Origin of the sequence: Tomitella cavernea, assembly GCF_016599145.1 — a bacterium.
Lineage (GTDB): Bacteria > Actinomycetota > Actinomycetes > Mycobacteriales > Mycobacteriaceae > Tomitella > Tomitella cavernae.
The window spans coordinates 1-14,004 of the sequence record NZ_JAENKO010000042.1; the positions used below are offsets into that span (position 1 = coordinate 1).

11 protein-coding genes and 1 pseudogene are annotated in these 14,004 nt (G+C 66.2%); 9 read left to right on the forward strand and 3 right to left on the reverse strand.

Going from position 1 to position 14,004, the window contains the following annotated elements:
* Window positions 1-167: 167 nt before the first annotated feature.
* On the forward strand, window positions 168-599 hold the full coding sequence (locus JJ683_RS13980; protein WP_200175013.1) for a YgdI/YgdR family lipoprotein: 432 nt from the start codon (window positions 168-170) through the stop codon (window positions 597-599).
* Between the two features lie 9 nt (window positions 600-608).
* Here the strand turns inward: JJ683_RS13980 and JJ683_RS13985 are convergent, their stop codons facing one another.
* Window positions 609-1,526 (reverse strand): NADP-dependent oxidoreductase, encoded by a 918-nt coding sequence (locus tag JJ683_RS13985; protein WP_200175015.1) that lies wholly within the window; start codon window positions 1,524-1,526, stop codon window positions 609-611.
* A gap of 114 nt (window positions 1,527-1,640) precedes the next feature.
* On the opposite strand from JJ683_RS13985, the gene JJ683_RS13990 reads away from it, so the two are divergent.
* A complete protein-coding gene (locus JJ683_RS13990; protein ID WP_200175017.1) occupies window positions 1,641-2,711 on the forward strand; it encodes a mechanosensitive ion channel family protein in 1,071 nt (356 codons plus the stop codon).
* On the opposite strand, the gene JJ683_RS13995 is transcribed toward JJ683_RS13990, so the two are convergent.
* Window positions 2,680-3,255 (reverse strand): hypothetical protein, encoded by a 576-nt coding sequence (locus tag JJ683_RS13995; RefSeq protein ID WP_200175019.1) that lies wholly within the window; start codon window positions 3,253-3,255, stop codon window positions 2,680-2,682. The two genes, JJ683_RS13990 and JJ683_RS13995, sit on opposite strands and share 32 nt — an antisense overlap.
* Window positions 3,256-3,586: 331 nt before the next feature.
* Between JJ683_RS13995 and JJ683_RS14000 the strand changes: the two genes are divergently transcribed.
* Together JJ683_RS14000 and JJ683_RS14005 are read left to right on the forward strand one after the other, a co-directional pair.
* Window positions 3,587-4,168: an HdeD family acid-resistance protein gene (locus tag JJ683_RS14000; protein ID WP_200175021.1), complete on the forward strand. Its 582-nt coding sequence runs from the start codon at window positions 3,587-3,589 to the stop codon at window positions 4,166-4,168.
* 20 nt (window positions 4,169-4,188) lie between these two features.
* Window positions 4,189-4,854: a hypothetical protein gene (locus tag JJ683_RS14005; protein ID WP_200175023.1), complete on the forward strand. Its 666-nt coding sequence runs from the start codon at window positions 4,189-4,191 to the stop codon at window positions 4,852-4,854.
* A gap of 137 nt (window positions 4,855-4,991) precedes the next feature.
* Here JJ683_RS14005 and JJ683_RS19820 read toward each other — a convergent pair.
* Window positions 4,992-5,356: pseudogene (locus JJ683_RS19820) on the reverse strand (IS30 family transposase); the annotation flags it as partial.
* A gap of 195 nt (window positions 5,357-5,551) precedes the next feature.
* On the opposite strand from JJ683_RS19820, the gene JJ683_RS14010 reads away from it, so the two are divergent.
* From JJ683_RS14010 to JJ683_RS14030, 5 genes are all read left to right on the forward strand, one after another.
* Entirely contained in the window at window positions 5,552-8,128 is a 2,577-nt protein-coding gene (locus JJ683_RS14010; RefSeq protein ID WP_200175025.1) for a YhgE/Pip domain-containing protein, read from the forward strand.
* Window positions 8,125-10,320: a YhgE/Pip domain-containing protein gene (locus tag JJ683_RS14015; RefSeq protein WP_200175027.1), complete on the forward strand. Its 2,196-nt coding sequence runs from the start codon at window positions 8,125-8,127 to the stop codon at window positions 10,318-10,320. The genes JJ683_RS14010 and JJ683_RS14015 overlap by 4 nt, the downstream gene beginning before the upstream one ends.
* Before the next feature lie 388 nt (window positions 10,321-10,708).
* Complete coding sequence (locus tag JJ683_RS14020; RefSeq protein WP_200175029.1) at window positions 10,709-11,104, forward strand: hypothetical protein; 396 nt, start codon at window positions 10,709-10,711, stop codon at window positions 11,102-11,104.
* 70 nt (window positions 11,105-11,174) lie between these two features.
* The gene (gad, locus tag JJ683_RS14025; protein ID WP_200175031.1) at window positions 11,175-12,566 is read left to right on the forward strand and encodes a glutamate decarboxylase; all 1,392 of its coding nucleotides are present in this window, start codon (window positions 11,175-11,177) and stop codon (window positions 12,564-12,566) included.
* Between the two features lie 9 nt (window positions 12,567-12,575).
* Window positions 12,576-13,982, forward strand: a complete 1,407-nt coding sequence (locus tag JJ683_RS14030) for a threonine/serine exporter family protein (RefSeq protein WP_307810940.1) — start codon at window positions 12,576-12,578, stop codon at window positions 13,980-13,982.
* Window positions 13,983-14,004: the final 22 nt, after the last annotated feature.

Genomic DNA, 14,004 nt, shown 5'->3' on the forward strand with positions numbered 1-14,004 from the left:
TCGTCACCTGCCGTCTCGCGGCCATGTCGATCTTGCCTTCCACATCGGGCAAGCTTTCCTGGCTACGCGCTCAAAATAGGTGAGGCACCACCCGGCGCCACGCGCTCAAAGTAGGTGAGGCACGCCGTTCGCGTGATCACAGCGTGCGCGGTGCCTATCGTGGTGGGATGTCCGCTCGAGTTCTGACCCTGGCCCTTGCGACCGGCGGTCTGCTGGCGCTGGCCGGCTGCGCGTCCACCACCGACGGCGCCGCGTCCGAAGCCCCTCCGACGCCTGCCGCTACCGCCACCGCCACTGATGCCGCCACTGCCACTGATGCCGCCACCGCCACTGATGCCGCGCCGCTGCCCGCGGGGGCGCGCTGCGACGTCGGCCGGCCCGGCACCGAGGGGCTGGTCCTGGGCGGGACGGTGGACTGCGACACCCTGAACTCGGTGTGGTCCCGCGCGGTGGTGGACCCGGCGTTCCCCGTGCACGGCAACCGCAACACGATCACCGTCGACGGTTGGACCTGCCGTGCCCACCAGACCCGCCCGGTGCAGACCGGCTACTGCGAGGATCCGTCGACACAGTCGCGATTCAAGGTGATCCACACCTAGAAGCCGCGGCTACGGAAGTACGACGACCTTCCCGTCGGCGCCCGCCTCCGCACGGGCGTGTGCGGCGGCGGCCTGGTCGAGCGGGTGCTCGGAGTCCACGACCACCTCGAAGCGGCCGTCCGCCGCCAGCCCTGCGGTCAGCTGCAACGCGCCGAACGCCGAGGGGACGGAGGACACGCGCACACCCTTGTCCGGCGCATCGAAGTTCGCCAGCGTCACGACGCGGTCGGGGCCGCCGGCGATCGCGATGAGCTCGTCCAGTGACCCCCTGCCGGAGGCGTCGAGCACCGCGTCGACGCTGTCCGGCTCCAAGGACGCCACGCGATCGTCCAGGCCTGGACCGTGGTCGAGGGGTTCGACGCCCAGGACGCGCAGGCGTTCCTGTTTGGCGGGGGAGGCCGTGCCGAGCACGGCGATGCCGCGAGTCAGCGCCAGCTGCGCCGCGGCGAAACCGACGCTGCCCGAGGCGCCGTCGATCATCAGCGTCGCCCCCTCGCCCACTCCCAGCAGCTCCAGTGCGCGCAGGGCGGCCTCCGCCGCGGTGCTCACCGACGCCGCCTGCGCCCAGGTCCAGGCGGCGGGGCGGACGGCCCAGTGCTCCAGGACGGCGTGCTCGGCGAAAGTGGCGGGCCCCAGCCCGAAGACCTCGTCGCCCACAGCCACTCCGACGGCATCCGCGCCGACCTCGTCGACCACCCCGGACGCCTCCACTCCCGGGATCACGGGCCGCGGCGGGGCTCCGGCGTCCCCGGCGAACATCCCCGCACGCTTCTTCAGGTCGAAGGGGTTGACCGACGCGGCCCGCACACGGATGCGCACCTGCGCGGCACCGGCGTGCGGCACGTCGACGCGGCCGGGGGTGAGCACCGACGGCCCGCCATATGCGCTGTAGGAGACCGCGCGCATGGTGTCAGGGGAATCGTCCATCGTGACCTCCGGGCCGCTTGTGGCTTCGTGCTGCCACCATGCCACGTGGCGCAGGACCGCAGGGCTGGGCCGCGGCGGTTTCGGCGACCGGTGGTCCATCAGTAGCCTCGTGGCGTGAATCAGCTAGCTTTTCGACTGACGGACACCGGCCAGGAATGGCTGATCGACAAACCCGTGCACATCGCGATCACCGTCGTACTCGCGTTGATCGTCCGGTATCTGCTGCACCGGGCGATCGATCACGTGACACGGAACTCGGACGGCGAGGGATCGACCTCGCGCAGGGCACGGCGACGCGAGAAGCGTGCCGCTCGGCTCGCTGCGGCGGAACAGGCCGCGGGCGAGGGCAGCGGCATGGAGAGGGGCAGGGGCACACTGCACGTGGAGGAGGGCGGCGGGATCACCGCCGCGATCCTCAAGAAGAACGCGCGCAAACGCACCTCGGAGGACCTGCGCGCGGAGCGACAGCGCGACGAGCGCCGGGCGCAGCGGCTTGCGACGATCGGCTCGGTGCTCAAGTCGCTGGTGTCGTTCCTGGTGCTGCTGTGGGTGATCTTCGACATTCTCCGGATAGTCGGCGTGAATGTGGCGCCGTTCATCGCCTCCGCCGGCATCGTGGGCGTGGCTCTGGGTTTCGGTGCCCAGGCGCTGGTGCGCGACTTCCTGTCGGGCCTGTTCATGCTCTTCGAAGACCAGTATGGCGTGGGCGATTGGGTGGATCTGGGCGAGGCGTCCGGGACCGTCGAGAACGTCGGCCTCCGGGTGACGTCGGTGCGGGATCTGCACGGCACCATCTGGTATTGCCGTAACGGCGAGATCATGCGGGTGGGCAACTACAGCCAGGACTTCGGCGTCGCGTTCCTGGAGTTCCCGGTGTCCTACGGCGCGGACATCGATCTGGCCTGCAAGGTGGCGTTGGAGACGGCCAAGGAGGCCGCGGCCGAGGAGCCGATGAAGTCCAACCTGCTCTCCGCCCCGGAGTTGCAGGGCGTCAACGCGCTGGACGCGGATTCGTGGACGCTGCGCATGACGGTGGTGACGCGCGCGAACATGCAGTGGGCCACCGAGCGCGAGCTGCGCCGGCGCATCCGCCGGGCGTTCGACACGGCCGGGGTGAGTGCGCCGTACCCGGGAGGCCTGCCGGTGTCGCCACTCAAGGATATGGCTCCGCAGCCCGCGGAGTGATCCACCAGCGGGTCGAACCCCACGCGGCGAAGCAGAGCAGGATCAGGCCCGGAAGCACGCCGGCCACGATGGCGGTGACCTCGCCGGAGGAGTCCAGGCCCGCGAACACCAAGCCGGCGACGCCGCAGGCGCCGACGGCTCCGCCGATCAGGCGGAAGAAGGCAAGCCGGAACAGGCGGGCCATCGGAAAGAAGTGCAGGCCCACGACCACGGACACCCAGGCGACGCCGGCGCGCGGGGCGTCGAGCAGGCCGTTGATGACGGCGAGCCCGCCGAACAGTGCCACCACCTCGGCCGCAACGATCATCCAATAGCCGCGCGCGAGCCCCGGCGGCGCCGTCCGCGCGTCGCCGGGGCCGTCGGACGCGCGGACGGTGCCCACCGCGACCGAGGCTGTCGTCGCGGTGGCGAGGGCGATGGCGGCGATGCGGACGGCCCAGGCGGCGGCGGACGGTAGCGGCCACGAGTTGACCAGCACGTAGATCAGTCCGAATCCGGCGGCGACCAGCGATCCGATGAGCCGGCCGCGAGCAGGCTGCTGCACTGGGTTGTCCTTTCTGCAGGCGCGCGGGCTGACCAACCTACGCCATCGGCAGGTAGTGTCCGTGAGACGAACGGGGCCACGCGCCCCGCGGAAGTGGAGGTGGCAATGTCCTACATCATCTATGCGGCACTGAAGGCCGGCGGCTTCTCGGAGGCGGACGCGCGCTACTGGGCGACGCTGCTGGCGATCAACCCCCAGTAGCCGGCCCGCAGTAGTCGACTCGCAGTACTCCTCGAACCGCCCCGCGGCCGCTGCGGCTGTGCCAATGTGGTCCCCGAAGCCACGGCCGTTTCCAGTGCCGTGCAAGTTCCAGGATGAGGGGCGTCGGGGTATGTACGCGATGTACACGGAGGAACGCGGATTTCCGGAGTCCGCGTCGAAAGCGCGCGCGGCGATCCGGGCGGCGCTGATCACGTCGGCGATCGCGGCGATCGTCCTCGGCGTGATCGCGCTGTTCTGGCCGGGCCCCACCCTGCTCGCGATCGCAGTGCTGTTCGGCCTGTGGCTGGTGATCGGCGGTGTCGTGCGCGTCGCCACCGCCATCACATCGCACTTCCTGTCCACCGGAACGCGTTGGACGCTGGGGATCCTCGGTGCGCTCGTCGCCGCCGCCGGCATCGTGTGCCTGTTCAACCCCGGCAAGGCGCTGTGGGTGCTCACGGTGTTCATCGGCATCAGCTGGATACTCGACGGCGTCATGGCGCTGTTCTCGGGACGCGACCGGGCCACCGTGGGCCCGCGCTGGTTGTACATCGCGGGCGCGGTGGTCTCGGTGATCGCGGGCATCATCGTGCTGGCCATGCCCGGCGTCGCCGTGGCCACGTTCGCGATGTTCGGTGGGATCCTGCTCATCATCATGGGGATCGTCACGCTGTTCACCCTGCCGCCGTCGGAATCGGTGAACCGCGCGTGACCGACGGGTATCGTGACCGCATGCTGATCCGCCCCACACTGCGACTGCAGTCCATTGGTTTCTGCATCGGCTCCACCTTCTTCTTCGTGGGCGCAGTGCCGGGGCTCGCCTCCGTAATGGGGGCATTGACCACCAATATCGTGTTCTTCATCGGATCGTGGTTCTTCACCGGGGCGGCATTCATCCAGTTGTTGCTGGCCGGTCCGCGCTTCGTCGCCTATAAAGGGAGCCGGGCGATCAGCGCGGTGTGGCTGGTGGCATCCGCGCAGTTCGTCGGCACCCTCCTTTTCAACGTGAGCACGGGTGCCGCGATCACCGCGCACGGCACGCGGAGCGAGCAGGTGAACGTGTGGGTGCCGGACGCGGCGGGCTCGGTCGCGTTCCTGGTGAGCGCGTGCTTCGCGATGCTCGGCCTCATCCGTTCTCATGAGTTGATGAAGCTGATCTACCGGGATACGATAAGCGGCTGGTCGAATTGGCTCGGTTGCGTCGCCTTCGGACTGTCCGCCATCGGCGGCTTCGTCTACGCGAACGGAGCCACAGCGGATTCCCACTTGGCGAACCTGGGCACGATGATCGGCGCCATATGCTTCTTCGTCGCGTCGATCTTCTATGTCGGACGCGCGGGGGAGGAGCCCGCCGGTGTTCCCGAGCCGGTGGAGGCCGGTGGCCTGGGAACCGGGTGATCACGTCGCTTCCTCGGGGGTCCGGCCAGGGCCTCGGAAAGGTCGGTTGGCGGTGCTGTGAACTCGGACTTCGCTGCGCGGTCGTCGATCGAGACCGTGCCGACGATCCGCCGGCCCGTGGGCTCGCCGGGCGACTAACGGAGTTTGCGTCGGGGCCGCTTGGAGCGCAACAGGATTCCCGCCTAAGCGAACTCGCCCTTGGGCAGCACGTAGATCCACCGGGAGTGTGCCTCATGGTTGACGGTCCGGCCGGCGGCGTCCGTAGCCACGCGGCGCAACCGGCCGCCGAGCTGGCGCGGTGTGCGTGATCTGCTGCGCAGATCAGACGCCTGCGCTTCCCGGCCTCGCTGTCCGTATGCACCTGCGTGTAGCCGCGCGTCATGGTCGTGTTGCGTTGCCACTCGCGCCAGACGACCGTGTGGTCGCGGCCGATGCCTGCCGCGATACGCGCCCGGTCACCCATCGTCAACTGCCTTGTTGATGCGACGCGAGCGAAAGCCATCGCGGATGCCGAAGAGCCGAATCGGCAGAAGCTGGTGAAGAGAGCAGGTAAGCTAAGCGGACGTTCATCCGATTGGGCAAGTCGTGCCAGCTGATCAGACCGGATTCTGGCCTGTAGCGGTCGAAGTGTGGCCTAGGCGTCACTTATCTGTGCGAACAGTGAGGTGTCCGTACGAGTAACAGCGAAGGAATGTGCATGCGCAACGCCTTTAAGGTGCTACGTCGTGACCTCACGCGCATCCGTAGAGCGCCGAAGTCGTGGGCGATCATAATCGGACTGCTGGTGCTTCCCGCCTTGTACGCTTGGGTGAATATCGTGGCGTTCTGGAATCCTTACGGGAATGCAGACCACATCAATGTCGCCGTCGTCAACCAGGACGAAGGGGCCAGTACCGAGCTCACCGGTGAGGTGAACGTTGGCGAGCAGGTGGTCGACCAACTGAAGACCAACGATCAGCTCGGTTGGCAGTTCATGGATCATGACGATGCGATGGACGCGGTCCGCTCGGGCGCGAGCTACGCCGCCATCGTCATGCCGCCGGATTTCAGCAAAGATCTCCTGACCATCACCACCGGTGACTTCGTGCAGCCGCAGCTCGAGTATTACACCAACGAGAAGGCGAACGCGATCGCCCCCAAGATCACCGAGGTCGGCGCATCGACGCTGGACACGCAGATCAACTCGAAGTTCGTCTCAACGGTGGCGCAGACGATCGCCACGGAGGCCCGACAGGCGGGAATCGATACCGGGCAATGGCTGATCGGCTCGCGCAGTAACACATTGACTGCGTTGGACCAGGCGCTCACCACGGTTCAGGCCGCACGCATGAGCCTGACCGAGCTGCATGACGCACTCGGCCCCGGTGCCGCAGCTGTCTCCGATGCCAGGGCCGCCCTTGAGCGGGTGGACGCCGCCATCGGCGATGTGACCGACGCGGTCTCGGATGCGCAGGGCCTGGTCAACGAGGTGCAGGGGGACCTGTTCGACTTCTCGGAGACTTTGACGGGGGCCTACGTGTCCGGTGCGTCGAACCTCACAGGCGCCACCACACGCCTGAATCAGAGCATCGAGCAAGTCGCCGGAGGTGCCGACGCGGCGCGCTCCGCGCTGACCACGGCGCAACGGGATGTGCAGACAGTGATAGACGCCAACCAGGCGTTGCTGGCCACGATGCGCCCGTTGGAGGCCGCGCTTCCCGATGCAGTACCGATCAAGGCCCAGATTCGGCAAGTGATCAACGAGGTCTCCGCGCAGTCGACTCGTGATCAGGAGCTCCTGGCCATGCTCGGCGACGCAACCGCCGACGTGTCGACGGTGACCGATCAGACTGCCGCGGCCTCAGATGCGATGAGGGCCGTCGAGCGGTCGTCCTCCGCTCTGCACGGCGTACTTGCCGGAACGTTCCCGAGCCTCAACCAGTCCATGTCCTCGTTGTCCTCAAGTGTCGGCGCCTTCTCCTCGGCGCTCGATTCGCAACGTGTGCTCGTGAGCGAGGCCGTGGGAATGCTCTCCGAGCTCGAATCAGTGCTTGACCAGACGGATACGGCCGTGACCTCGCTCGACGGTAATCTGCAGGATGTGCAGTCGGATCTCACCACGTTGCAGACCGACTTGAACGCGATCACTGCTGCGGACATCTGGAACCAGGTCAGCGAGCTGACCTCGCTAGACCCCGAGTCGATCGCGGGGTTCATGGCGGGGCCGGTGCAGGTCCATGAGAACGATTTGTTTCCGGTGCCGGCATACGGATCTGCGATGGCACCGTTGTTCACCAATTTGTCCCTGTGGATCGCAGGGTTCGTGTTGATGGTGCTGTTCAAGCTGGAGGCTGATACCGAGGACGTCGAAGGCCTGACGGTGAGGCAGGCGTACTTCGGCCGTTGGTTGCTGTTCGCGGTGATGAGCGTCATCCAGGGCCTGCTGGTGAGTATCGGAAACGTACTGATCGGTGTGCAGACGGTGAATCCGGTCGTCTACGTGGCGACATGTGTCTTTATCGGGCTCGTCTACATGTCGATCATCTATGCGCTGTCGGTCTCGTTTGGTTACATCGGGAAGGGGATCGCAGTTTTGCTGGTGATCATGCAGATTCCCGGCGCCTCGGGCATCTACCCGATAGAGATGATGCCGGACTTCTTCAGGGCGCTTTTTCCCTTCTTTCCCTTCACCTACGGGATCGATGCGATGCGTGAGACCATCGGCGGATTCTATGGCCTCAACTATCTCCGGTACATGGCCGTTCTCACTCTCTTTGCCGCACTGTCCTTTGTCCTTGGAGTCCTCCTTCGCCAGCGTCTGGGAAACTTTGCGCGGCTGTTCAACAGCAGATTGGCGGACACCGGGCTGTTCCTGAGCGAAGACGTGCAGATATTGGGATCGCGACGTCGCCTCACGCAACTCGTGCGTGCATTGACCAATCGCGACAAGTTCCGCGCCGACAACGACAGGCATCGGAGTTGGCTGGACATGAACCACAAGGCCCTGCAGCGTGCCGCGCTGATCATTGGCCTGGTGGGGACCGTGGTGCTGTTCGTGATCGGGACTGTATTCCCGGACGCCAAGGCCACCGTTCTTGGTCTGTGGGGGCTGCTGTGTCTCCTTGTCATGGCGGCGATCATTCTGGTCGAATACATCAGTCAGAACATCGTCTACGGAACGGAGGTGGCCGACCTCCCCGATGATGAGCTGAAGCGCGAACTGGCTGCTGAGGAGGTCGCGATCCGATCCGATGCGCGCCTTGACCAGCTGGAGTTGCGGGGGCAGGACGCATGAACAACATCGTCACCCTGATCCGTCAGGACTTCGGGCAGGCAACACGCAATGTGATTCCAGCAATGGTGCTCGTCGGGGTCGTGCTGATCCCTTCGTTCTTCGCATGGTTCAACGTACTTTCAAGCTGGAAACCATTCGAAAATGTCAGCAACCTCAAAGTCGCTGTGGCCAGCGCCGATGAGGGATTTGAAAGCAATCTGTTCCCGATGCGGCTCAATGTGGGCGATCAAGTGATATCACAGCTGCGGGCCAACAGCGACATCGACTGGCAGTTCGTCTCCAAGGACGAGGCCATTGATGGCACGAAATCCGAGGAATACTACGCAGCGATCGTTCTGCCTCCGGACTTCAGTCAGAAGATGCTTACTTTTCTGTCGCCCGGCGCGTCGCCTGTGAAGATCGATCTCTATGTGAACGAGAAGAAGAACGCGCTCTCGTCGCTGATCACCGGAGAGGCTGCGACAGAGGTCTCGACGCAAATCAATACAAGTTTCACGCAGACGCTTGACGAGGTCGGCTTAGCCTTGGTGTCGTCTCTGGCCACGCATCTTGAGGATTCAAACGCGCAGGAAACCTTGGATAACCTCGAGTCGGCGGTCGGTAAGATCTCAGTGCAGTTGAACTCCGCTGCCGGCACGGCGGGTATGTTCGCGGGTTTGCTCTCGTCTGCCGATTCCCTCCTGTCGAGCACTGGTTCTCTCGCCTCGTCGGCATCTCAAGCGGTCCAGGACACCACCGGCGCGATCGGTCGGGGGGCGGAGTCCGTGAGCTCGGTGCAGGGCGTGCTGACGTCGGCCTCGGAGCTGTTGTCCAAGGTCTTCACGGTGAATGCCGACAGCTACGACGCGCTTCGCGCTGAGATCAACCGGATTCTCGGTCAGGCGCCTGCGACACAACCGGCTGGAGACGGGCTCGCGCAGGCGTCCGGGATGGTGGATGAACAGGTCGCGGGGTACACGCGGCTACGCGACCAGTTGAGAGCCCAGGAAGCGAAGCCCGGCCTCGACCTCGTGACCAGGGAGGCGGTGGGTCTGCTGGCGGACCGTGTCGATGCCGTCATCGACCGTCAGGAGGCACTCAAGCAGCGGCTCGACGCGGCTGCGTCCTCCGCGTCGCAGGGAAACGTGGATCGTGAGGCAACGCGCAATGCGATACTCCAAGATGTTGATTCCGCGCAGTCCGCGCTCGCCGACGCCCGTGATCAGTACACGAATAGCCTGCAACCGCAGCTCGCCCGTCTCGCTGCCGACCTGCAAGCGGTGCAGGGCAGTTTCGGCGGTATCGGTCGGGATCTGCGCGCAGCGGAGCAATCGCTGGCCGCCGGCGCGGGCTCGCTGAGCGCGGGCCTGTCGGACGGCGAGACTGCGGCCCGGCTGCTGGCGAGCGACCTCGGCGAGTCCGCTGGTACCTTCGCCCAGCTCGAAAAGGCCCTCCAGGATGCGTCGAACTCAGGCGATCTGAGCGAAGTGTCCCGGATCATCGGCTCCGATCCGGCGAAGTTCGCCGCGGAGCTCGCCTCACCGGTCAGCCTGGATACGATCCCGGTGTTCAAGGTTGACAATTTCGGCTCCCAGATGGCGCCGCTGTACTCGGTGCTCGGTCTCTGGGTGGGGGCACTGCTGCTGTCGGTGCTCATCCGCACCGAGGTATCCCGGGATGCTCTTCCGCCGCTGAGCCGTCCGCTTCGCCCGTGGCAGGAGTATTTCGGTCACTACGCGATATTCGGCGGGCTCGCATTCCTGCAGAGCACGATTCTCTTTGCCGGTCTCATCGGCTTTGTCGGTGTCCGCCCCGCCCACCCTTTCCTGTTGATTCTCGCAGGCTGGGTCATGTCGTTCGTCTTCTCGCTCATCACCTATACGCTCGTGCTGGCATTCGGGGAGGCGGGCAAGGCGATAGCAGTCCTCCTGCTGGTCGTGCAGATCTCCGCGGGCGGGGGTGCGTACCCGTTGGCCGTGTTGCCACAGTGGTTCCAGAACATCAGCCCCTTCGTCCCCGTCTCCCACGCGACGAGTGCCGTGCGCGCGGCCATCGCCGGGATCTATGAAGGCGACTACTGGAAGGACCTGGGCTGGCTCCTGCTGTTCATCCTTCCTGTCCTGTTTATCGGTCTGGTGTTGCGCCTGGCGGTGAAGAAGTTCAACGACGACCTGAACTCGTCGCTTGAGGGGACCAAGCTGATGAGTGTGTGATCGCTTCCACGGATAGAAGCCTTACCCTATTATCTGCCAGGCTGAGTTGAGTGGCCTGCTGCGGTGTTCTCGGAAAGTGAAGCCTCTCAGGTGCAGATCGCGGAGCAGTGAGGTCCGTCCGTGTGGACTGCCTCCATCAAACACGGGACACTTCGAAAGAGCCGAAACGATGCCGCGACTGCCCCCGATTCAAGTGAGCCGAAGCCTTATCGCCATGCACTTGCACAGCCTCAGGGGCGACAGGTCCGTCCTTGCCGGTCGCACATGACCCGCGGATCTGTCAGAAGCGCCAGGCTTATTCCGTTTGCGGCATATGCTGCCCGTCGTGCTGCTAAGTTCGCATCATGGCTGAGATTGGCAGCGCCGCAACCGCGGAGCACGCCGCGCGGTGTCCGCGAGTGGGCTCGCAGTGGAAGGGCCGTGGGGCCATTCATTCGGTTCCGTCGACCTCGACCTCGACCTCGACCTCGACCTCGACGTCGCGTCGGGCGGGGTGATGGTGATACCGGCGCCGGTCGGCTGCGTGCGCCACGTGCTCATGCTCACGCTTTGCGGGCGGCAGTATATCCACAGTGGCGAGCTGTCGATCCTCAGCTTCGACAATCAGCCCCGCAATGTTTTCGCGCAGTCGATGATCGTCCGGATGGACGCAGTGGACGAGATCGAACGGTCTGTGCGCGTGCGCGAACTCATCGAGGAGGAGCGGCGCTGGAACTCGTCACTGTCGGCACGGCGCAACCGCATGTACACGATGGAGCGCCTCCACCCGCCCGTGGAGGTGTGACAGGCAAGGCACGCACGCGCACATTCGAGAACCAGGCATTGATGCTTCAACCACGGAGGGAACACTTACCATGACGCTTCCACGCACCAGCGGGCCCAACCGCACCGGTACCATCGCCCCCGCATACACCGGGCGGCTGAGCACCGATCCGATTCCACGCCTGCGGATGCCGGACTCGGAGATGGAGCCGGCGGCGGCCTACCGGTTCATCCACGACGAGCTCATGCTCGACGGCAACTCACGGCTCAACCTCGCCACATTCGTCAGCACGTGGATGGACCCCGAGGCCGACAAGCTCATGGCCGAGTCCTTCGACAAGAACATGATCGACAAGGACGAGTACCCCTCGACTGCTGCGATCGAGGCCCGGACCGTCGCGATGGTGGCCGACCTGTTCCACGCGCAGGGCCTGTCCGAGACGGACCCGGCCACGGCCACCGGGGTGAGCACCATCGGCTCGTCGGAGGCGGTGATGCTGGCGGGGCTGGCGCTGAAGTGGCGTTGGCGGCAGCGCCGGGAGGCCGCCGGCCAGGACGCCACCAGGCCCAACCTGGTGCTCGGGTCCAACGTGCAGGTCGTGTGGGAGAAGTTCTGCCGCTACTTCGACGTGGAGGCGAAGTACCTCCCTATGGAGCCGGGCCGGTATGTCATCACCCCCGAGCAGGTACGGGAAGCGGTGGACGAGAACACGATCGGCGTCTGCGCGATCCTCGGCACCACCTTCACCGGCGAGTTCGAGCCCATCGGGGCGATCTCCGAGGTGCTCGACAAGCTGGCAGCGGACGGCGGACCGGACGTGCCACTGCACGTCGACGGCGCATCCGGCGGGTTCGTCGCCCCCTTCCTGCATCCCGACCTGGAGTGGGACTTCCGCAACCCGCGCGTGGTGTCGATCAACGTCAGCGGTCACAAGTACGGGCTGACCTATCCGGGCATCGGGTTCGTGGTGTGGCGCAGCGCGGAGTACCTGCCGGATGACCTGGTGTTCCGCGTCAACTACCTGGGCGGCGACATGCCCACCTTCACGCTGAACTTCTCTCGCCCCGGAAACCAGGTGGTCGGCCAGTACTACAACTTCATCCGGCTCGGCCGCGAGGGATACCAAGCGATCATGGAGACGCTGCGGGACACCGCGGTGTGGATCGGAAAACAGGTCGATCAGATCGACGGACTGCGCCTCGTCAGCGACGGCACGGCCATCCCGGTGCTCGCATTCGAGCGCGACACGACGGACGGTTACACGGTGTTCGACGTCTCCCACGAGCTGCGGTCCCTGGGGTGGCAGGTGCCGGCCTACACGATGCCGGAGGGCGCCGAAGACGTCGCGGTGCTGCGCGTGGTGGTGCGCGAAGGGTTCAGCAGGGACCTCGCGGCGCGGATGGTGGACGACCTGAAGACGGTGTGCAAGAGGCTCGAAGGGGGCGTGGAGATCAAGTCGGCGGCCAGGCACTTCGCCCACTGAAGCACGGCGGTGCCCGAACACTCCCCGCCGGACGGGACGCATGACCGCGACTACGTCCACAGGGTGCTCGATGCGGCGTTGCGCGTCGGCTCATTGCTGCTGTCGAGCAATTCGGGCACCGCGGATGTCGCGGCGACGATGTCCGCCATCACCGGGGCCTACGGGCTGCGGCACACGCAACTGGACGTCACCGCGACGACGATCATCCTGTCGGTGCCGCGCGGCGTCGAGGGCGCGCCCCTGACGGCCATGTGGCACGTCCGTGGGCGCTCCCTCGACTACACCAGGCTGCACGCCGTCCTGGATTTTGCGCAGCAGGTGGCCGACGAGCGGCCGGACCTGGACTGGGTGCACGAGCGGATCGACGAGCTGGATTCGGCCCCGCCCCCGTACAACACCTGGGTGTCCACCGTGGCGCTGGGCGTCATGGCGGCGAGCTTCTCGGTGCTGCTCGGCGCCGGTCTGGTCGTGGTGGTGATCGCGGCGGTGACGACGTCGATGATCGACAGGATCGGCAGGTTCCTCGCCGGCCGCGGCCTGCCGTTGCTGTTCCAGCAGGCAGTGGCCGGGCTCGTCGCGACAGGCGTGACCCTCTCGCTCGACGCCGTCGGCAAGCTCCCCGAGGGCGCCAACCCGTCGCTCGTCGTCGCGGCGAACATCGTCGCGTTGATGTCCGGCATGGCCATCGTGTCCTCCGTGCAGGACTCGATCACCGGCTACTACCTGACGTCCGTCGGCCGGATCATGGAGATCCTGCTGTCGATGGTGGGGATCTTCGTCGGGGTGGGGGCGGCGCTGCGTATCGGCGACGCGCTCCACATCGACGCCTCGGTGAGCCCCGAGTCCGTGGCCGGTTGGCTGAGCGTGCCGGTGATGGTGGCGGCGGGCGCGGTGGGCGCGGCGGCAGCCGCCGTGTCCAGCTACGCCCCGGCCCGCGCCGCCGGGGCGGCGGGCGCCGCCGGGTCGCTCGGCGCGTTGATCTACTTCGGGATGATGCACCTGCACGCCGGCAACGTGGCCAGCTCGTTCGTCGCCGCCACCGCGATCGGCCTGGCCGGCGCGGTGGTCGCGCATCGATTCTCGGTGCCGCCGCTGGTCATCGTCATGTCCGGGATCGTTCCGCTGGTGCCCGGGGTGACCACCTACCGGGGATTCGTCACGCTCGTCGACGGGCATTCGGCGCAGGGCCTCGGCACGCTCGTGGTGGCGGCAGGCACCGCGGTGGCCCTGGCGGCGGGCGTCGTCTTCGGTCCACTGCTGGCACCGGTGACGCGCCGCGAGATCCGGCAGATGCGGCGGCTGGGGGCCGAACTGGGGCCGCGGTTCGACAGCCGGTGGTCGCGAGTGCCGACGCTGGCGGGCATCGATCTGCGCCGTCGGCACTTCACACACCACCATCGGCGGCGGCCGCGGTGACGGCCGATCCGGTGGCGCCGGG

Coding starts and splice junctions, on each gene's coding strand:
- JJ683_RS14005 (WP_200175023.1), top strand. CDS start 4,189: ATGCTGATCCGCCCCACACTGCGACTGCAGTCCATTGGTTTCTGCATC.
- gad (WP_200175031.1), top strand. CDS start 11,175: ATGACGCTTCCACGCACCAGCGGGCCCAACCGCACCGGTACCATCGCC.
- JJ683_RS14015 (WP_200175027.1), top strand. CDS start 8,125: ATGAACAACATCGTCACCCTGATCCGTCAGGACTTCGGGCAGGCAACA.
- JJ683_RS13980 (WP_200175013.1), top strand. CDS start 168: ATGTCCGCTCGAGTTCTGACCCTGGCCCTTGCGACCGGCGGTCTGCTG.
- JJ683_RS14000 (WP_200175021.1), top strand. CDS start 3,587: ATGTACGCGATGTACACGGAGGAACGCGGATTTCCGGAGTCCGCGTCG.
- JJ683_RS14010 (WP_200175025.1), top strand. CDS start 5,552: ATGCGCAACGCCTTTAAGGTGCTACGTCGTGACCTCACGCGCATCCGT.
- JJ683_RS13985 (WP_200175015.1), bottom strand. CDS start 1,526: ATGGACGATTCCCCTGACACCATGCGCGCGGTCTCCTACAGCGCATAT.